This window comes from Haladaptatus ordinarius (assembly GCF_054177595.1).
This window is the reverse complement of sequence record NZ_JBPEHH010000026.1, coordinates 14,044-32,835: the sequence shown is the minus strand read 5'-3', so window position 1 is coordinate 32,835 and position 18,792 is coordinate 14,044. Positions and strand designations below refer to the sequence as shown.

Below are 18,792 nucleotides of genomic sequence, written 5' to 3'. Positions count from 1 at the left end.
GTCGCGACCGTTCTTACGACCCCCATCCGTGGACGACCCCCAGCACCACCATGACTCCCCCGACGAAGAAATAGAATGCCTCGGTCCATGTCCACGACGGCTGGTTGAGGAGCAGAATTTCGACGACGATCCACCCCATCAGGAGGCCGCCCGCGACTACCGCGACCAGCGCCCCAGCGGCTGGACTCGTAATCATCCCGTATGTAGCAATTGCTGCGGTACCGCCGACCAGCACCGCCAGAAGCAGACCCGGTATCAGAAAGCTCTCGAACGGCGTTCCGGATAACCACTCCTTCGGAAGCGGGTCGACACCGGTCGCCATCGCGATTCCTCCGCCGATAGCTGTCACTGCTACGAAACCACCGAGGAGAACAAGTGCGTACCGAACGAGCGTCGACATCACGTAGTCACCGATACGAGTACGCTTCGGCGGAGAATATCTCTTTTTCAGGACGACGGACAGCAATCACAAACGTCGCTTTGCCCAGCACACGCCGATTTACGGGGGATCGCGAGAGAAAAAGAGTATCGGGAGAGTCACGGTACCACGAGTGCTCCCCGCCTGCCGCGCAAGAGACGAGCGCTGAATTCGACACGTCCGCCGAACCGCATCGAGGCAAACGGGTTTCGGCTGAGTCATAGCGTTGGAAATGGACTCGACCTGACTCTGGGAATAACGGTTGCGTCGGATTTTATTGGACGGACGACCAAGGTACTCTCGACCGATGATGGACCGACTCAAAGAAGACGTTCGAACCGCGCTTCGAAAGGACCCTGCTGCGCGTCATCCGATCGAAGTCGTCCTTTTCTATCCCGGCCTGCACGCGATTTGGCTGCATCGAATCGCCCACGCAGTGTGGTCGCAGGGCCACTACATCATCGCTCGCCTGCTCTCGCATCTCTCACGCTTTCTCACGGGAATCGAAATCCACCCGGGAGCCTCTATCGGTCGTCGGTTCTTCATCGACCACGGGGCCGGCGTGGTCATCGGTGAGACGGCAGAAATCGGCGACGACGTCATGCTGTACCACGGCGTGACGCTCGGCGGCGACTCGATGAAACGCGAGAAGCGTCACCCGACGATAGAAGACGGCGTCACGATAGGAACGGGTGCGACACTGCTTGGCCCGATTACGGTCGGAACGAAAGCGAAGATAGGCGCAGGGGCCGTCGTCCTGGATTCGATTCCACCCCACTGTACTGCAATCGGGAATCCGGCAGAACTCGTCGGAGATTGCACCCAGACGATGAGCGAGTGGAAGACGAAACTCGGCGACGCGGACGAATCGTGACGACCTCGTCGTCGTTTCCAGCGGAGCGACAGTCACCGACGAGCGGTTCCTGCTACCGGTAGAGTACGGATTTTCTCGTTCGACGTTAGAGAACGGAATTTCACGAACAGCGTCCGAGGGCATCGACGGTCGAGACGAACGGTTCAGTAGTCCCGTAGGGGGTGAGCCTGTGTCTCGAACGCAACGAATCACAGAAAACAGACGGGCAGGCGGTCCGGCGACGAACGCTGGTAACGGCGATTACCGCGACGCGGCGTCTCAATCGTCGGCCGGGATGGCCTCTACTTCAGCGTGTGCTTCGGGAGCCACCTCTTCGAGCCACTCGTCCGCGTCGATGGCGGCCATCGCGCCGAGACCGGCGGCGGTGACCGCCTGCTGGTAGTGGTCGTCGGTCACATCTCCAGCGGCGAAGACGCCCTCGACCGCCGTTTCTGCAGTGCGACCCGACTCAGTTTGCAGGTAGCCGTACTCGTCGAGTTCGACCCGTGTCCCCTCGAGGAACCCGGTGTTCGGCGTGTGGCCGATGGCGTAGAAGACGCCGCCGACGTCTATCTCGAACTCCTCGACCGCGGGGTCGTCGTCTTCGTAGCGCTCTTTCGGGTACCCATCCGGGTGGCGGACCAGCCGAGCGCCCGTGACGCCGGTCTCCGGCGTTCCTTGTAGTTCGAGTAGCTCCGTGTTCCAGAGGAACTCGACGTCGTCGTTCTCCAGGGCACGTTCGGCCATGATATTCGACGCACGGTGTTCGTGGCGGCGGTGGACGACGTAGACCCGGTCGGCGAACTTCGAGAGGAAGGTCGCCTCCTCCATCGCAGAGTCGCCGCCACCGACGACCAGTACTTCGTCGCCCCGGTGGAATGCACCATCACAGGTCGCACAGGTCGAGAGGCCGTAGCCCATGAGTTCGTCCTCGTTCTCGGCACCGACCCAGCGGGCACTCGCGCCACTCGCGACCACGAGCGACAGGGTTCGAAGCGTCTCGCCGTTCGAGAGCGTCAGTTCGAAGGGGCGCTCGTCGAAGTTCGCTTCGACGATGCTCCCTGACCTGAACGTCGCGCCGAACTGTGCGGCCTGCTCTTTGATCTGGGTGACGAGTTCGAAGCCGCCCACGCCGTCCGGAAAGCCCGGGAAGTTCTCTACGTCGGTGGTCAGCGTCAGTTGCCCTCCCGGCTCGTCGCCTTCGAGGACGACGGGACTCCGGTTCGCTCGTGCAGCGTAGATGGCCGCCGTCTGCCCCGCGATACCCGCGCCTGCGATGACGATATCGTGTACGTTCGTCGCTATGTCTGAGTTACTCATTGATTGAATCTGTTGGAAATCGAATTACTGCTCTGCGTGCGTTTCGAGGAGTTCGACGAGCGTCTCGGCACTCTGGAAGCCATCGTCGAGACGACCGACTTCCTCGCCCTCTTTGACGACGACGAGCGTCGGGACGCTCCGAATGCCGAACTCGGCGGAGAGTTCGGGGACGAGTCCGGCGTTCACCATCGCCACCACGCCCGGTGCGACGCGAGCGGCCGTACCGAGTACCGGTTCCATCGAAGCGCAGATTCCACACCCCGACGTGAAGAACTCGAGAAGCACGAGGTCGTGCTCTGCGAGGAGTTCCTCGTAGTCGGTCGTGGAGTTCAATCGGACGGGTTTCTTCGGTACGGGCCCATCGTCGGGCGTGTTCGAGTGCACTGTTTCGGTCATCGTCGGTTTATCGTTGGATTTGTCGTCTGGTTCGTGTGGTAACTGTTCTCTGTCGCTCCGTCTCACGTGGAACGTGAGTCGGGAAAACGGAGGGTTCGCTCGTCAGTTCGCGACGCGGTCGATGAGACCGACGTACTGTTCTTTCCCCCGGACGCCCACCATGGTTTCCGCCACGTCGCCGTCGACGAACAGGACGGTCGTCGGGACACCGCGAACCTGGAACTGCCCGGCGAGTTGCTGATGCTGGTCGACGTCGACCTTCAGAACCGAGGCCGGGGTCTCGGCGGCGAGGTCCTCCACGATAGGTTCGAGCATCTTGCACGGACCACACCAGTCTGCGTAGAAGTCCACGAAGACGATTTCGTTCTCGTTGATCTTCTGCTGGAAGTCCGCGGTACTTTCGACGTACTGGGGCTCGGTCGGAACCGATTCAGTTTCTGTCATCGATACCTGCTATGGGGCGAGAGGTTATAACAGTTTTGTATTGATAACACAATACTGTGAAAGAGTATCGTGGTGCGAACGTGCACAAAACGCGGGGCGTCCAGTCGTCGACGCCGAGGGGTCAGTCGCCGTTCTCACGGTCGGTTTCCTGGTAATACATGCTAAACTCCCCGATTAACCCATCCATTTTCGCGTACCAGTCGTTTAACATTCGCTGCATTTCACCCGCGATTTCGCTCGTATCCTTCGGTTCGTAGACGTAGTAGTAGCTTCCCTGTTCGTAGTTCACCTGCTCTTTCTGGATGAAACCGTGTTCTAAGAGTCGTTGGACCGACCGATACGCCGTCGAGCGTTCACGGTCGACGCGTTCCGCGATATCGTCGACTGTCATCGCTTCGCCGGTCTCCGTCAGCACGAGATAACACTCCACGTCGAGGCTTTTCAGGCCGTGGAGGCACTCGAGGAGTCGTTCACACTCGATATCCTGTTCCATGTACTTGTGCATCGAATCACTCATCTGGACCGAACTACGACCCGAACCTACAAAAGTTGTGTGAATATAGCACAATATTATAAAACACAGATAGGTCTCGAGAGCCATCAGTACGTGCGGGGCAACGGTGGCTCCCGACGTTCCGGACGGTTTTGAGGAGAAATCCCGAGAGGGATTCGGTCCACCTTCTCGCGCGCTTCGTCTCTCGTCCCTCGGTCGAGCCGATTCGTCGCCCAGCGCGCTCGCGGTTCACCCCTTCTTGCATTGTGATAGTCGTGGAGCATCCGCCAACAGACGTATCCGACTCGCTCCACACTCCCTTCGTAAGAAAAGCCGTGACGACACCGAGCATCCGGTCCGTGTCCACGAAAGGCCGGCGGGGGCCGAGTGGCCTGGGACCGACGAACGCTCCAATCACGTGCCCCTAGACGTGATTCACGGAAACGCACGTGTTCGCACCACACCATAGCCCCGGTCACGGAGCACCGCCGCGACGTCGGTTGCGGCATCGTAGTTTCTGAACGCGGTCCAAACAGTGTACATCGACAAATCGAGTTCGTAGACGCCCGCAGCACTCGAACAGGACGGTGAACTGTCTCCGGGCAACCGAAGAGGACAGTCAGGGCCGCGACAGAAGCGGCGTGCACAAATCGTCGACGGGTGGATGACATCGTGGGTGGTGAATATCGGCAGGGACGTTCGAACGGGTTTCCGGCGGCTAGTGCGTCACTCCTTGCGCTGGATGGTCACCTCTCTTGTGATAGTTTCGTACCCGTAGTCGAGCGTGACGGTGTTGGTAGGTCCCTCCGTCGGGACGATGCTGGTCTGGAACCTGAGTCCGGTATCGCTCGCAATGGATTCTCGGAGGAGTTCGTGTTCTGGACCGCTCGAGAGGACGGCAGTAAAGCGACTCGCGACACCCTCGTTGGAGAGCTAGATGTTCGCTCGAATGCGTTCGTTAGAGGTGACGGTGTCCGAGACGCGGAACGAAACGAGTCGCGGGGCGTGGGAATCGGAGAGCCGTCGCCGCTGGTCGGCAGATAACTCCCACGGAATTTCACGAGTGTCCCAGAACGTGAGCGTGATTCGGTCCGTTTTCGGCGATGGGTTGAGAAGTTCGAACGCGATTGCGGGTTGGTCGAAGTGTAAAACGGCAGGCACAGGCGTGTACGTCGGTTTCCGAGGAGGAGTTCGATATTCTCGGTCAGGTCGGTGTGCGTGTTCGGCGTCGACTCGAAACGAACGAGGAGAAACTGACGGTCTCGTTTCGCTCTCACGTCCGGGTGCGGTCGTCCTTCGAAGACAGCAGCCGGCGTGACGGTAACCGATTCGATGCGTACGTCAGAAAACTCGGTTGCGGAGAGTGTCGTGGTAGTGTCACTCGTCGAAGTATCCGTTGGCGTCGCCCGTTGGGAAGCCGTTTGGCTGGACGCACATCCCGAAGAGAGAGAGAGAGAGACGCGAGTCCAGCGCCGAGCAAGCGGAGATACCCCCGTCTTGATTTCATAATTAATATTACAACAACTATATACTATCACCTATAGTTTTTTATATAGTATAAACACGAATATATTTTCGCGAATGGTTTCGCTGGAGAGTTAACAGATGACACGAAAGGACGGTTGGGGAACATTCTCACGACGTAACAGAATCAAGCTTATAGGAGTCGGAGCCAAGGGGCCTCGCAGCGAACCGTGGGCAATATTGATACACCCGCTTCTCGAAGTCTTACGTAGGGGTTGGTACCAATGAGCACGACACGAAGCGTGTTGGAACACCACGTAACAGCGTTCGACGACCAGAACCTCGAAGCAGTCATGGAGGACTTCGGCGAGGAGTCCGTCATCATCACCGAGACCGGAACGTACCACGGACGCGACGAAATCGAGGGACTGTTCGAGGAACTGTTCGCCGACTTCTCTCAGCCCGGTTCGACGGTCGAACTCCGCCACCAGACGATAGAGGACGAAGTCGCACACATCGTCTGGGAGGGCGAAACGCCGGACAACGACTACGAGTTCGCGACTGACACGTTCATCGTACGAGACGGCACCATCGTCACCCAGACCTTTGCCGGGAAAATCGAACCGAAAGGCTGAGATTCAAACACCCGTTTTGTGACCGTCCGTATCGCTCACCCGACAATGTAGGTTCGGATGACCAGACCGGAATCGGGAGGTATCCGGTCGAATCGAGATCATGATAGAAGTTAGAAAATATCTGGAAGTACAACTATAACGATCATAGATATATAGATTATATACTACATTATAAATATAGATTAACGAATGGTGCAGATTTATTGGGACCGTCCGTGGACGTCCACTCGAAGGTATCTGTACATCAATGACGAGAACGACCATATCGCTCGTGCTTGTCGTTTGTCTGGTGTTATCCGGGTGTGCATCACTCGGCGGTGACACTGGCAACACGTCGGGCAAGGCTACGACGACCACACAGACGACTGTCACCACGTCCGCTGGCGGCACGACTACCGCCGACACGACTACCGCCGACACGACTACCGCCGACACGACTACCGCCGACACGACTACCACCGGCACGACCACTGCAACGACTTCCACGGAAGAGGCGTGGTCGGAGCCCAAGTCGCCGAACACGCCGCTACAGAACAAGATAGAATCGGACGACGGTAGACGAATCGAGAGCGTGACGGTCGTAGACGAGACCGAAGCAAGTGATGGCGGGTATTCGGATTTCGACCTGCAGGTCACTGCCGACACCCAAATGGAGAATATCGACCCCGCGGACCACGGTGACGTGGTGGGTGAACCCTACTTCCTCGTCTACGTTGGCGGGTCGCTCGACAACGGGTCCCGGTTCACCGACACCAACGGCACGCTCATCGAGCGGTCAGACTACGTCACCCAGAAGACGAACGGCGAGTACACCGTCACCGTCCACCCAGACGGTCTCGAGAAAGCGAACGTCAAGGATGGCGAAATCGAACTCACGGTGTTGCTGATGGACAAGGACAGCGACTGGGACGACATCTACGCCGTGAAGACGATCACAATCGAATACTCGTCCGAGAAGTGACCTCCTGGCGATTAACACAGATTTTTAGCAGGAGTTGTTCTTTCTTTCGCCGATTCGACTGCTGCCAAATCGGCACGAGACACCGCCCTCGTTCGACCACCGCTGATGAACGCACAGAGTGAATGCACATAATGAACATACCAAGTGAACACGCCTACTGAACATGCGAGGAGTGGACCCAGTGAGAGGAGACGGTATACGAGAGCCACCGGTTTAGCGCGCCACGCTTTCCCCGCTTCGGTCGGACGTCTCGCGCGCAAACAATCCGACGGCGGCACCTCCCAGGGAGGCGAAGGCGACCGGGTAGACGACGCCAGCGATGACGAGGGCGCGGAGTGGACTGGGAGCGACACCGGCCTGCGATGCGACGAGCAGGCCGAGGACGACGGCCGCGAGATAGCCGACGGCGACGGTCATTCCGGCTCTCATTCCGGTCCGCGGATCTGCTGTGCCGACAAGCGAGGCGTGCGACCTTCGTACCGGCGAGAATCCACGTGAGGAGGTACCCGACGAGGAAGGTGACAGCACCCACCGCCGTGCCGCGGGCGAGCGTCGACCTACGGGTTCTAATCAAGTCGTTCATCGAGCGTACGATGGTGTGAACCAGGCATAGCCGTGCCGACGGTTCTCGACGGGCGAGAACGTCCCCGCTCTCACGCGTGTCGGAGACGGGTTTTCGTTGGCACACGCGTATCGTCGAAATCGAACGAAGTCACAGACGACGACGGGGATGGGGACGGTCGATTCCAATGGTGGTGAAAAACCACGGGACGTGACAATGGCTGCCCACTTTCTTTTTCACACAGGTACGTAAACTCCCAGTATGAATATCCACGCGATTGCGGATTCCCTCGAAGGGTGGGTTCGGTCTCGCCAGGAGCAGGCACCCGTCGAATCCACATCGAGGGACCTCGAACGGTTCGTGCAGGTTGAGCCTCGGGAAGTCCATCCGGCCGTCGAACCGACCGAGCTCTCTTTCGGCCTCACCGAACGCTCACCGTCCGTGTGGAGTTGTCTCCTGCCGAGTGGTGTTCCCCGAATAGAACGCCCCTTCGAGTTCGACTCACCGGTTCGGTCCCCACACGACGCGAACGACACCGTCCGGGGAGTCAGGTGGCACGGAGGGGGACGTGAATCTGCGTCCGCTGCGGCTATCATGCTGCACGGAGCGTTCGCCCCCGATTTTACCGCCGAGCGTCTCATCTCGACCCCGTTGCTCCGTCGAGAGATCCATCTTTTCACTCTTCCGGAACCGTATCACATGGGACGAGCTCCCTCAGAATCCAAATACTCCGGTCAGTATCTGCTTTCGGGCGACGTACCGCGTTTCGTCGAGGGGATGATTCAGGCAGTGGCAGACGTCCGGACGCTCGTGGCCACGCTTCGAGAGGAGGGATACGACGACATCTATCTCTTCGGCATCAGCCTGGGTGGGAACATCGCCGCACAGACGGTCACGATGGCGAACGTGGACGGTGCTGTTCTCGCGATTCCAGCCGTCGACCTGTTCGAAACGATACAACGGGCACCGATAGCTCGGGGAGTTCGACGGGAGGCGGTGCGCGCCGGATTCACGGAATCGGACATTCGAGCGGCGATGCGACCGATTACACCACGATTGCTCGGACGACCCGTCCCCGACTCGTCTTCCATCCAAGTGAACTACGGGCAGTGGGACCGGCAAGTTCCCACAGACGGAATCGAAGAGTTGCTCGCGGAGTGGTCGGGCGTCTCTTCGATTCGGTATCCAGCGGGACACCGGACGATGGGGCTTCAAATCCTCGCGCTTCGCCACCAGCTATCGGGGTGGCTCGATGCGCACCTGGCTGCAACGCAGAGTGGCTGACACGCGCTAGACAGATGGCAGGAGGCGACATTCGACGTTGGTCGACGGTGTTCATCGACACCCAAACAGTCATTCTCGGTCAACTACCGAGTTAGTCAACTGTTTCCTGCACGGGTTCGTCGCTCGTTCGTGATGTTCGCTGTCAACTGGAATACTGACGACCACGAAGAATACTCGTCGACGAGCGAAGTATAATCTCAAATTTGAAAATTCTCCCATCACATTCGACTCTAATATATTTCAAAATATTTATCTTATCTGTCGTCGATAGGGCTAAAGGAGAGTGACTTCTTCGCCAGACGGATGGTGGGAGAGTCTACACCAAGATGATTTCCGCAGGTGAAAGGGAAATAAGCTAACTAAAGATTCGATTTCACGTAGTCACGGAAACCGTCGTCGGTCGTGTCGATACAGGCGCTCCTGGAGTTCACAAGTCGTAGAGGTCACGATTTTGGATAGCTACAAGCTAGAACGGTTCGTATTCCCCGCGTTAGCGGACGGTCGTGGCACTCGAGAAAAGCGACCGTGACACAGATTCGGGAGAAACATCTCCGCCCCCATACATATATGAATATCTTACTTTCGGTTTTGTTGAACACTACAGCCTAAAGTAGTGGTGACGGGATACTAGCCCTGGATGACAGACACTACGCGACAAGGTACGTCAGTGCCGTCAATGTGATATACGTTATCATCCCACATAAGCATTGTTATAACGGCATTTCACGTCTGAGAGATACTATCTTATCACGATGAGCGGGAATCGGATCTCACCACCGATGTAGAACGGCCCAGAAACCATACCGTTTCGAACGGGGCGAGGAGGAATCGCATTTTCTGTGGAATCGGTCCGACAGCGAAATCGCTCGTGAAGGACATCGTTCGTTCACTGTCTCCAAGAGGGAGGCGGTCTGTAGACCCCGGGAAAAGTCGATGGTCAGGACGAAGGGGCGGTGAAATCGAAACGCAGGTGTCGACCACCGGAACGAACATCGGTCCCGGAGGTCGGTCTACTCGGTGCGCACGTCTGCGGTGATAGCGAGCACGTCCGTGTCGGTGACGGGAGTCTCGCGCTCGGCACGTTCCTGGACTCGTGTGACGACGGACGTGAGGTCGATGTCGTCGACGTCGACGTCGTGGTCGTCGAGCACCGCCCGGACACTCGCCCGCCCCGAGTGCTTGCCGAGCACGAGGCGACGCTCCCGACCCACTTTCTCCGGTGGGTAGGGTTCGTACATCGCCTCGTCTTTGAGCGTTCCGTCCGTGTGGATTCCGCTCTCGTGTGCGAACGCGTTGGTTCCGACGACGGCCTTGTTGGGCGAGAGCGGGACGTTCGTCGCACGTTCGACGGTCTGTGCGAGCGCGTAGAGTTCGGTCATATCGACGGTCTCGACGTCGTAGGCGTGGTCGAGCGCGATTGCGACTTCCTCCAGTGCGACGTTCCCCGCTCGTTCACCGACCCCGTTGACCGTCGCGTGAACCGTGTCTGCACCGGCATCGATGCTCGCGAGGACGTTCGCGAGGGCCAATCCGAGGTCGTCGTGCGTGTGCGTACTCGTCGGCCCGAGGTCGGCGAGACGACCGACCATCGCCGACGTCCGGGTCGGGTCCGCGTGGCCGACGGTATCACAGTAACAGATGCGGTCAGCACCAGCGTCCAGTGCGGTACCCAGCAGTCGTTCGAGAAAGTCGCCGTCTGCACGGCTCCCGTCTTCGCCCAGGACTTCGACCCACAGGCCGTGTGCGTTCGCGTACTCGACGAGATCGACCGTCGTGTCGACGACGTCGTCCCGCGTCGACCCGACTTTCCGTTCGATGTGCCTGTCGCTCGCAGGGACGACGAGATTGATACCGTCGACGTCACAGTCGAGTGCTCGGTCGATATCTGTCCGGACACCCCGAGTGAAACTCGTGACACGAGCGTTGAGGTCGAGGTCCGTGACGCGACTGATCGCATCGCGTTCACTCTCGCTCGTACACGCGCTCCCTGCTTCGACGATGGCGACGTTGGCCGCGTCGAGTGCAGTGGCTATCTCTGCTTTCTCTTCGGGTGAAAGCGACACCCCTGGCGCTTGCTCTCCGTCACGTAGCGTCGTATCGAGAAGCTGTACGTCTCCAATGTCAAGCGACGTGGTTGAATTCGGGGAACCCCCGAATAAATCGGTCACCGGTCATGCTTTACCATCCGAACCGATCCGTGGGAGGGAATTAACGCCCGTGGTCTGACAGACGCGTCTGTCTACTCGTCCCAGGTCGAAATGAAGAGCCGAGCTACCGACACGATGCGGTGACTTTGTGTCTCCAGCGATACGAGCCGACGTGTCCGTCGCCGACTGGCGCGGACCGTCGTTTCGGGGCCAGTATTTCCATACGGCTGGCGAGCGTATCGACACCTGGAATGACCAAGAGACAAGCCGAGACGACGTGGCAAGGTGGAAAAGACGGGAGTGGCGACTTCGAGACCGAAAGCGGACAGATAGAGGGGACCTTCCGATTCCCGACCCGCTTCGAAGACGAGCCGGGGACGAATCCCGAAGAACTCATCGGGGCAGCCCACTCGGGGTGTTTCTCGATGCAGTTGACGGCGTTCCTCGAAGAAGAGGGGTACACGCCCGACCGGCTCCACACTTCGGCGGACGTCCACCTCGAACAAGCCGACGGTGGCGGGTTCGAGATTCCGCGCATCGACCTGACACTGGAGGCCGCAATCCCCGACGTCGACCAGGAAACCTTCGACGACCTCGCCCAGCGGGCGAAAGAAAATTGTCCGGTCTCGAAAGCGCTGGCCGGTCCCGAAATCACGCTCGACGCGACACTCGAGAGCTAACTACAGCCGACCATTTTTCCACCGGTCGCGCACCGGCAGTCACGATTATGAGGTGTGCACCGCTCTGGGTCACCATCGAAGACGAACGGTTATAGTATTGTAGAACGTAGTCAATACTGTGGTAAAACCATGGAAGAAACATCTACAACGCAGATGCCCCTCATCGGAGACCCGTTCCCCGAACTTCACGTGAACACGACGCACGGTGAGATGGACCTCCCCGGCGAATACGACGGAGAGTGGTTCGTCCTGTTCAGTCACCCGGGTGATTTCACCCCTGTCTGCACGACGGAGTTCGTCTCCTTCCAGCAACATCTAGAGGAGTTCGAGGACCTCGGCGTGAACCTCATCGGTCTCTCGGTCGACCGCGTTCACTCGCACATCAAGTGGACCGAGTGGATCGAAGAGAACTTGGACATCGAAATCACCTTTCCCATCATCGCCGACGACACTGGCAGCGTCGCGAAGGCACTTGGCATGATTCACCCCGGACAGGGCACCAGCACCGTCCGCTCGGTTTTCATCGTCGACCCCGACGGTGTCCTCCGTCTGATGCTGTACTATCCGATGGAGATCGGACGGAACATGGACGAGATAGTCCGGTCCATCCGCGCACTCGTGACGTCCGACGAGGACGGCGTCGCGACGCCTGCCAACTGGCCGAACAACGAACTTCACGGCGACAAAGTCCTCCTCCCGCCGCCGGGCGACGTCATCGGTGCAGACGCCCGCAGGGAGGAAGCCGAGGAGAAAGACTACGAGTACTACGACTGGTGGTTTACACTTCGTGACCGCTAACGAAGCGTCGGTCGCCGACGCTGGTGGACGTGTGACCCGCGAAGTCGACCACCGGGGCGAACGCTAACCACCCCCTCGATACCACTTCTCGTTTGCCGCGTACCGATTCCGTCGGAGGTTCACGCCGTTTCGAGCACTCGCTGAACCGCCGTACAAACGTCTGCGTGCAGTGTGCCGTTGGTCGCGATGATTCCCGTACTCGATGGTGTCCACGCCGCACCGAAAACGTCGGTTACCCGACCCCCTGCCTGGTCGACCATGTGTGCACCGGCCACCGTATCCCACGAGTGGGGTTCGACGACGCCGACGGTCGCATCGAGGGCACCACGCGCAACCAGCGAGAGCGTCGCCTGAGCGGAGCCGAACCGCCTCATGTCCCCGAAGACCGCCGACAGTTCGCTCACGACACTGGTGAACTCGTCTCGGTTCGCGCCCCCATATCGAAGTATAGGTGCGACCACTCCGACGTCGAGCGAGTTCGTCTCGCTGACCGTAATCGCCTCACCGTTTCTGTGAACGTCGTCGGCGTTCGCTACGTACGTCTCGTCGAGAACGGGTAAGACGTTCGCCGCCGCGACCGGTTCCGTATCCCGGACGGCCGCGACGCTCGTTGTCCACAGCGGGATTCCACGAACGAAGTTCGTCGTCCCGTCGATGGGGTCTATCACCCAGCAGTCACCGTTCTCGGGAATCTCCTTTTCGGCATCTTCCTCCTCTCCGACGATGGTATCGTCCGGAAATTCGTCCGTAATCGTCTCGATGACCCGACGTTGCGTTTGTCTGTCGGCGTCGGTCACGTAGTCCATCCTGGTGTCTTTCGTCGAAACGTCGAGGTCGGTCCGAAACTGCCGACGGGCGAACGCTGCACCGTCCGTCGCTGCCTGAACGACCATCTCGGTTCGGTCCATACTCCCTAACTAGGCGAATTACGTCGTAACTGCTCTGGGCGACTCACCCGGGGCCAATCGTCCGGCCCGAGGGTGCTGGGGAGTTATTCGGAGAGAGATACCCGCTTCAGCCGTTACACACTGGGCAGATACGGATGACGGCGAGTCGGTGAACGGCTAGACGCGCCGAAGGAACGCACACAGTTCCGCGTACGCGGCGTCATATCGGTCGCGGAACACGCAGTGGCCGGCTTCCGGAACGTGAACGAGTCGCCCGGCATCTGCGACCGCGAGACGTCGTGCGAGGGTCGAGTCGGGGTCGGGATAGTCGGTCGCTATCACCTCGACTGAGCGGTTCGCACTGTCCTCGACGGCTTCACGAACCATGCGCGCTCGCTCGCCGGGTCCGATTTCGGGGTCACCGCGCATTCCGGCAGGGTCTTCGAGGACGACGGCACGCGGGAGCTCAGGACGAATCGCGGCCGTCTACGCCACCGTCGACCCGCCCATCGAGTGGCCCAGAAGAATCGGGTCGACGAGCGAAAGCGCGTCGACGAGCCCCACGAGGTCGTCAACCCTGTCCTCGATTGCGTACCCCGCCTCGGGGGCGTCCGAACGACCGTGGCCGCGGGCGTCGTACATCACCAGGTCGTAATCGTCTGCGAGGTCCGCCGCTAGCGGTGCCCAGCACCGTCCGTTGTCGTAGAACCCGTAAGCCATGACCAGTGGTAGTCCCTCGCCCGTCCGATAGTACTGCACCTCGATTCCGTTCGCGCGGACTGTGTTCGCCGACCAGTCCTCGGGGAGATTCATACGGATACAGCCGTGGCGAGCGTAAAAATACGTATCGAGCGGCCAACAAATAGCCGTGATGGTAGGTCGGGATGAGTTCTGAGATGGACTCTTTTTTCTCAGACATCTAAATCTACATTCGTCGGGGAATTATCTTCTATCGGCAAAATCGGTTTTATCGGATGAGGATGACGACCAGTGGAAAAGGGGAAAGCAGGTCGGTGCCGTTGACACCGACAGCACTAGGCTGGCGCCACCCTTTTTTCCCGTTGCATTCCGTTGACTGTAACAAGTTTCGAATGCGTCAATGCCTAGATGAACGGCTGTACACCGGGTACTGTGACACCGGTGGAGAGATGGCAGTCGACAGCGAGACACTCTGACAGCCAAAAGCGTCGAGACGATCCTTCGACGATGGACCCGCAGTTAGAGGCTCGGGTATCGATTCGTTCGACGATGCGCTCGTCAGGTCGGCGGAGTGCACCGCTTTCGACTTCGTAGACGTATCCGTGAACTGTGACCGTATGGAACGAACGGATGGGCGTTTAGATACTCGATTTGTGCCTGGCACGATTCGTCGATGTCGTCCGTCATCCGGACCCAGTCCGCTATCGACGCCTCGCCGAGCTGCAATTCAGGAACGCAGGGTCGATATCGACGTCGTCGCGACGGTTAGCACTCGTTCGAGCTTCGTTTTCGAGACTCCTGGAGGTCTCGAACGAAGACGAGCGACGGCAAGACGACGAGTGAAACGAAGACCGCGAGGATCGGAACGAGGTCGTCGCGGAGGTCTTGGACGAGCGATTCGTCGACACCCACGAAGACGATATCGACGACGAGTTCGCCGACGATGACGGCGACGATCAGCCCCCAGACTGCCGTAACTCCGAGTCCGAGCGTGGCGACGAGGCGAAGCCGCCGAGGGGCATCCACGAAGACGAAGACCCCGGCCAGCACCAGTGCTATCCCGATGACCCAGATGGTGCCGACCACGAGGGTGCCTGGCGATAACGTGAGTGCCCCTTCCGCCGCACTGAGCAACGTGACGAGGAGGGCGACGAACAGTGCCGACAGTCCGAGTACGACGTGGGCGACGATATCGAACAGACGGTATCGGAGAGCCGTCCCGAGGATCGCCAGTCCGATGGGCGCGAGGAACGCCGCGGCAAGCGTGGAGACCCCGACCATCCAGAGGGAGCTACCTGCGAGCCACGTAGCGGCGAAGACACCGACGATGAGTACCGCGACGATCGTGAGCGCCCACAGTAGCGGGATCTCCATCCGTTGCTGGAGGGTGTCGAACGGACGGTGGTCGACCTTGCGACTCATCGGCCACACCCCTCCGTCAGTCGTTCGCTCTGCAATTGATACCGACGCGCGTCGGAGAGGCCTGGTGGACGACGAATGACTGCATCTTCGTGGCCGTCGAATTCGACCCGTCCCGAATAATTGTTGATTTTAGTCATTACTACGTAGTAGGTTGTTGAACTTCGTAAATTTCACCCGTCGTTCTCGGTTCCTGGGAATCTATTTTTCCCCAAGTTGGTGCTCGAACAGCCGATATTTCGGCCGTGGAAGTTCCAACTGCCGGGAGGTGTCGAGGGACGCTGAGTCAGTACCGTCGCCGCCGAAAAAATATATCCGGTCCGAACGCACACTTGCCTGTATGGCAGAAATCACCATCACGACGACGGACAGTCTCGAGGGCAGGGACGTGACGGAGTACCTCGGCGTCATCTCGGGAGAGGCGGTCATCGGCGCGAACGTCGTGAGCGACCTCGCTGCGGGGATTCGAGACGTCGTCGGCGGTCGGAGTGGGTCCTACGAGAAGAAAATCGAGAGTGGTCGCAAGGAAGCGATGAACGACCTTCGAGCAGAGGCCGAAGAACTCGGTGCCGACGCCGTCGTCGGTGCCACGTTCGACTACGAGGAGATGGCAGAGGGCATGCTGTGGGTCAACCTCTCGGGGACCGCGGTCAAGACGCGTCGTGAGTGATAAGTTCCCACCGCGAATTTATCAGCATCCGCAAATCGTGTGCCGGGTACAATGGGACGTTGTTCGTGTTGTGTTCGGTTGACTTGAATTCACGTATGGTCACAGTCCTGTGCGAGCAACCGGAGGTCGGATCCCGTCTCGGCGGAGACGAACGTCGCATAGCTGTTCTTCGCACAGTCCCGTCCGGTGATTTCCCACCGCACGGTTCGTTCCACCGCAGGGGTCACCCCGTCGAGGGCGACCCGCAGTCGGTACGTCGCCTTCGGTACCCTCACAGAGAGTCTCTCGACCATTCCCGGCTCCATCGGGAGCGATTTTCCAACGGAGTCATCGCCCTCGCCGGAATTCGTGAGCTGTACCCACACGTTGAGATTTTCGTCGGTCGTATTTAATACGTGAATCTGAACGGGAACCTTGGAATCGAACGCCGACAAGGATTGACACCCCGCCAACGCAGTTAGACCGCCAGCACCGAGAGCGAGCAGACCACGACGTGAAAATTGGGACCCATGCATAGCTATTCCCGTTAGATTTTAAATATTTTCTGGTGAACGAACTGGACACGCTCTCTCGACGACGACCGAAGGCAGACCACGAGCGGTCAGTCGTCGGACGCGACCTCCTTCCGACCCGTCAGATTGTCGGGGACGAGACGAAAGTGCCGGAACGTGACTTCGTCCGGAGAACGTTCGAAAATGTCGACGACCGGAATCTGCACCGCCCACATCCGTTGGACCGCCGCAGAGTCGTACGGCAGGTCGGTCACCTCTTCGAGTTTGCCCGTGGCGATGACGCTTCGCCACCCCTCCGGTGTCTGGTCGTGTGTGACGAAGGCGACCGGATTGTCGACGACCGCTGCTTTCCCACTGTCGGGAGGGAATCCGAGTCTGAAGTAAAAACATTTCGTGTCCGGGTAGTAGCCGTACGACACCGGAATCGTAAACGGCGGGTCGTCGGACTGCGTCGAAAACGAGATGACGCCCGTGCCACCGGTGCCGAGAAACTCGTTCAGTTCTCCCTCGGGCATCTGCACCCAGCGAAGGGATACCATAGCAATGGTACGGTACGGTAATAGAAAACAGTTTAGCCGTCCCATCACGGACCGGGGTAGACGGCTCTACTAGACGACGGCGAGAGGTGAGGTGGTTCCGTGCACTCGACTTCGGGGAACGGACCCCACTCACTCTCGCTGCTGGCGCTCCGAATACCACGTTCGTTTTCGCCGTTCGTCCGCGTCGAACGCGTCCTCTAGCTCTTCGACGCGCTGTTGAAGGTCGTCGATTTCCGCACCGAGGGTGTGAATCGTCTGGCTGAGAATCCCGATGAGTTCTCGCGTTTCGGAATCGACCCCCTGGATAGCTTGTAGCTCGCTGAGTTCCTGTCGTAGTTCGCTCCGGGCTTCGGACATCGGCCCTCCATTTGTAACGCGAGACGCTAACTCTTTTGCCCGACGAATCTGTCGACGGACTCGAAAGTTTTCGTCGGAGACGTCGGTTCTGTACGAGTGCGAGCGACCGGTCACCGACGCGCTTCCGGCGGCTAGCCACAGCGATTTCAAATCTGGCCGTCGAATCGAGTCCATGGTCGCTCTTGGTACGCTCTGGGCGCTCGCAAAGCGCGTGGTCTCAGATTTTTCCGAGAAGAACGTGACGTTCATGGCGGCGGGTATCGCGTACAACGCGTTCGTCTCGCTCGCCCCCCTGCTCTTGTTACTCCTCTTCGTCGTCTCTGTCTTCGGCGGCGGACTCGAAGCGCGCATCGCTACGGTTGCTGGCAGATGGCTCCCGGGTCCGATAGCGAACGTCGTCCGAGACATCTTCCGCGAGAGTTCGTCGGCCACGAGCGTCTCGTTCGTCGGACTCGTCGTTCTGGTCTGGGGGACGCTCAAGATATTCCGCGGCCTCGACACTGCCTTCTCCGAGATTTACGAAACCGAAACGAAAAACTCGTTTCTCGACCAGGTCGTAGATAGCCTCGTCGTCCTCGGTTCGCTCATCGTCGCCATCGTGGCGACGGTCGGCGTCAGTGCTGTCTTCGCGTGGTTCTCGAACACCATCTCCTTCATCGGCTATCTGACCCCCGTCGTTCTCGTCCTCGGACTCGTGGTCGCGTTCTTCCCCATCTACTATCGGTTTCCCGACGCGGACGTCCAGACGGGTGACGTTCTCCCGGGAGTGGTCTTCGCTGCAGTCGGATGGGCCGCGCTCCAGGGACTGTTCCAGGTCTACCTCCTCCTCAAAGACCCCGGTTCGGGAAGCTTTCTCGGAAGCATCATCGTCATCGTCACCTACCTCTACTTCTCGGGGCTCGTGCTTCTGCTCGGTGCAGTAATCAACGCCGTCGTCGGTGACCACAGTTCGGGGTCACCGGGTGGTGTCGGGCGGGACGCGACCAGTTTCGACACCGAAGAGACGGCGTCGTTGAATCGTGACGAACTCGCCGACTACCTTCGAGAGCTACGCGAGGAGTTGTGTGGTCGCTACGAGGGGGTGCGTTCGGCGCGTACCGCCAGCGACGAGGTCGACCATCCTCGTCCCGCCGGAGACGTGGAACTGGTCGAACACTCGTCGGTGGAAGACGACACGAAGCAGTGGGCGATTACCCTTCGATGGAAAGCTACCGAGGAAGGGGACGTGCAGGCAGAATCGGCAGACGATTGAAC

23 protein-coding genes and 1 pseudogene are annotated in these 18,792 nt (G+C 59.2%); 8 read left to right on the top strand and 16 right to left on the bottom strand.

The genetic code is table 11. From position 1 onward, the window contains the following. Window positions 1–13: 13 nt before the first annotated feature. Window positions 14–400 carry a hypothetical protein gene (locus ACR3FF_RS11490; RefSeq protein ID WP_458188159.1) on the bottom strand — a complete coding sequence of 129 codons (387 nt, stop codon included), beginning with the start codon at window positions 398–400 and terminating at the stop codon, window positions 14–16. 325 nt (window positions 401–725) lie between these two features. On the opposite strand from ACR3FF_RS11490, the gene epsC reads away from it, so the two are divergent. Then, the gene (gene epsC / locus ACR3FF_RS11485) at window positions 726–1,292 is read left to right on the top strand and encodes a serine O-acetyltransferase EpsC (protein ID WP_458188158.1); all 567 of its coding nucleotides are present in this window, start codon (window positions 726–728) and stop codon (window positions 1,290–1,292) included. Between the two features lie 258 nt (window positions 1,293–1,550). On the opposite strand, the gene ACR3FF_RS11480 is transcribed toward epsC, so the two are convergent. The 5 genes from ACR3FF_RS11480 to ACR3FF_RS11460 all read right to left on the bottom strand — a co-directional run bounded on the left by ACR3FF_RS11480 (window position 1,551) and on the right by ACR3FF_RS11460 (window position 5,085). Next, window positions 1,551–2,591: an NAD(P)/FAD-dependent oxidoreductase gene (locus ACR3FF_RS11480; RefSeq protein ID WP_458188157.1), complete on the bottom strand. Its 1,041-nt coding sequence runs from the start codon at window positions 2,589–2,591 to the stop codon at window positions 1,551–1,553. A 24-nt stretch (window positions 2,592–2,615) separates the two neighbouring features. Further along, window positions 2,616–2,987, bottom strand: a complete 372-nt coding sequence (locus ACR3FF_RS11475) for a thioredoxin family protein (RefSeq protein WP_458188156.1) — start codon at window positions 2,985–2,987, stop codon at window positions 2,616–2,618. 102 nt (window positions 2,988–3,089) lie between these two features. Continuing rightward, window positions 3,090–3,431, bottom strand: coding sequence for a thioredoxin (trxA, locus tag ACR3FF_RS11470; RefSeq protein ID WP_458188155.1), 342 nt, complete (start codon window positions 3,429–3,431; stop codon window positions 3,090–3,092). Window positions 3,432–3,552: 121 nt separating this feature from the next. Continuing rightward, window positions 3,553–3,948, bottom strand: coding sequence for a helix-turn-helix domain-containing protein (locus ACR3FF_RS11465; protein WP_458188154.1), 396 nt, complete (start codon window positions 3,946–3,948; stop codon window positions 3,553–3,555). 909 nt (window positions 3,949–4,857) lie between these two features. Beyond that, entirely contained in the window at window positions 4,858–5,085 is a 228-nt protein-coding gene (locus ACR3FF_RS11460; RefSeq protein WP_458188153.1) for a hypothetical protein, read from the bottom strand. Window positions 5,086–5,672: 587 nt separating this feature from the next. Here ACR3FF_RS11460 and ACR3FF_RS11455 point away from each other — a divergent pair. Further along, window positions 5,673–6,023 carry a nuclear transport factor 2 family protein gene (locus ACR3FF_RS11455; RefSeq protein WP_458188152.1) on the top strand — a complete coding sequence of 117 codons (351 nt, stop codon included), beginning with the start codon at window positions 5,673–5,675 and terminating at the stop codon, window positions 6,021–6,023. A 247-nt stretch (window positions 6,024–6,270) separates the two neighbouring features. Next, window positions 6,271–6,984, top strand: coding sequence for a hypothetical protein (locus ACR3FF_RS11450; RefSeq protein WP_458188151.1), 714 nt, complete (start codon window positions 6,271–6,273; stop codon window positions 6,982–6,984). A gap of 213 nt (window positions 6,985–7,197) precedes the next feature. Here ACR3FF_RS11450 and ACR3FF_RS11445 read toward each other — a convergent pair whose 3' ends face one another. Further along, window positions 7,198–7,512, bottom strand: coding sequence for a DUF7978 family protein (locus ACR3FF_RS11445; protein WP_472850152.1), 315 nt, complete (start codon window positions 7,510–7,512; stop codon window positions 7,198–7,200). 295 nt (window positions 7,513–7,807) lie between these two features. Between ACR3FF_RS11445 and ACR3FF_RS11440 the strand changes: the two genes are divergently transcribed. After that, complete coding sequence (locus ACR3FF_RS11440) at window positions 7,808–8,830, top strand: alpha/beta hydrolase (RefSeq protein ID WP_458188149.1); 1,023 nt, start codon at window positions 7,808–7,810, stop codon at window positions 8,828–8,830. Between the two features lie 1,019 nt (window positions 8,831–9,849). Here ACR3FF_RS11440 and ACR3FF_RS11435 read toward each other — a convergent pair. Beyond that, a pseudogene (locus tag ACR3FF_RS11435) lies at window positions 9,850–10,998 on the bottom strand (homocitrate synthase/isopropylmalate synthase family protein); the annotation flags it as partial. 230 nt (window positions 10,999–11,228) lie between these two features. Here ACR3FF_RS11435 and ACR3FF_RS11430 point away from each other — a divergent pair. Together ACR3FF_RS11430 and ACR3FF_RS11425 are read left to right on the top strand one after the other, a co-directional pair. Continuing rightward, window positions 11,229–11,657 carry an OsmC family protein gene (locus ACR3FF_RS11430; protein ID WP_458188148.1) on the top strand — a complete coding sequence of 143 codons (429 nt, stop codon included), beginning with the start codon at window positions 11,229–11,231 and terminating at the stop codon, window positions 11,655–11,657. Window positions 11,658–11,786: 129 nt separating this feature from the next. Next, entirely contained in the window at window positions 11,787–12,455 is a 669-nt protein-coding gene (locus ACR3FF_RS11425) for a peroxiredoxin (RefSeq protein ID WP_458188147.1), read from the top strand. A gap of 119 nt (window positions 12,456–12,574) precedes the next feature. Here the strand turns inward: ACR3FF_RS11425 and ACR3FF_RS11420 are convergent, their stop codons facing one another. The 5 genes from ACR3FF_RS11420 to ACR3FF_RS11400 form a co-directional block, all read right to left on the bottom strand. Beyond that, window positions 12,575–13,363, bottom strand: coding sequence for an inositol monophosphatase family protein (locus ACR3FF_RS11420; RefSeq protein ID WP_458188146.1), 789 nt, complete (start codon window positions 13,361–13,363; stop codon window positions 12,575–12,577). Between the two features lie 156 nt (window positions 13,364–13,519). Next, window positions 13,520–13,771: a hypothetical protein gene (locus ACR3FF_RS11415; protein ID WP_458188144.1), complete on the bottom strand. Its 252-nt coding sequence runs from the start codon at window positions 13,769–13,771 to the stop codon at window positions 13,520–13,522. A 57-nt stretch (window positions 13,772–13,828) separates the two neighbouring features. Then, on the bottom strand, window positions 13,829–14,155 hold the full coding sequence (locus ACR3FF_RS11410) for an alpha/beta fold hydrolase (RefSeq protein WP_458188143.1): 327 nt from the start codon (window positions 14,153–14,155) through the stop codon (window positions 13,829–13,831). A 651-nt stretch (window positions 14,156–14,806) separates the two neighbouring features. Beyond that, window positions 14,807–15,463: a hypothetical protein gene (locus ACR3FF_RS11405; protein WP_458188142.1), complete on the bottom strand. Its 657-nt coding sequence runs from the start codon at window positions 15,461–15,463 to the stop codon at window positions 14,807–14,809. Then, complete coding sequence (locus ACR3FF_RS11400) at window positions 15,460–15,600, bottom strand: hypothetical protein (RefSeq protein WP_458188141.1); 141 nt, start codon at window positions 15,598–15,600, stop codon at window positions 15,460–15,462. The genes ACR3FF_RS11405 and ACR3FF_RS11400 overlap by 4 nt, the downstream gene beginning before the upstream one ends. A 200-nt stretch (window positions 15,601–15,800) precedes the next feature. On the opposite strand from ACR3FF_RS11400, the gene ACR3FF_RS11395 reads away from it, so the two are divergent. Then, window positions 15,801–16,130 (top strand): YbjQ family protein, encoded by a 330-nt coding sequence (locus tag ACR3FF_RS11395; protein WP_458188140.1) that lies wholly within the window; start codon window positions 15,801–15,803, stop codon window positions 16,128–16,130. An 89-nt stretch (window positions 16,131–16,219) separates the two neighbouring features. Here the strand turns inward: ACR3FF_RS11395 and ACR3FF_RS11390 are convergent, their stop codons facing one another. The 3 genes from ACR3FF_RS11390 to ACR3FF_RS11380 form a co-directional block, all read right to left on the bottom strand. Then, entirely contained in the window at window positions 16,220–16,495 is a 276-nt protein-coding gene (locus ACR3FF_RS11390) for a hypothetical protein (RefSeq protein WP_458188139.1), read from the bottom strand. Between the two features lie 236 nt (window positions 16,496–16,731). Further along, on the bottom strand, window positions 16,732–17,181 hold the full coding sequence (locus ACR3FF_RS11385; protein WP_458188137.1) for a pyridoxamine 5'-phosphate oxidase family protein: 450 nt from the start codon (window positions 17,179–17,181) through the stop codon (window positions 16,732–16,734). Between the two features lie 129 nt (window positions 17,182–17,310). Next, window positions 17,311–17,538 carry a hypothetical protein gene (locus tag ACR3FF_RS11380; RefSeq protein ID WP_458188135.1) on the bottom strand — a complete coding sequence of 76 codons (228 nt, stop codon included), beginning with the start codon at window positions 17,536–17,538 and terminating at the stop codon, window positions 17,311–17,313. 172 nt (window positions 17,539–17,710) lie between these two features. Here ACR3FF_RS11380 and ACR3FF_RS11375 point away from each other — a divergent pair, with 172 nt between their 5' ends. After that, window positions 17,711–18,790, top strand: a complete 1,080-nt coding sequence (locus tag ACR3FF_RS11375) for a YihY/virulence factor BrkB family protein (RefSeq protein ID WP_458188133.1) — start codon at window positions 17,711–17,713, stop codon at window positions 18,788–18,790. The last annotated feature ends 2 nt before the right edge of the window (window positions 18,791–18,792 follow it).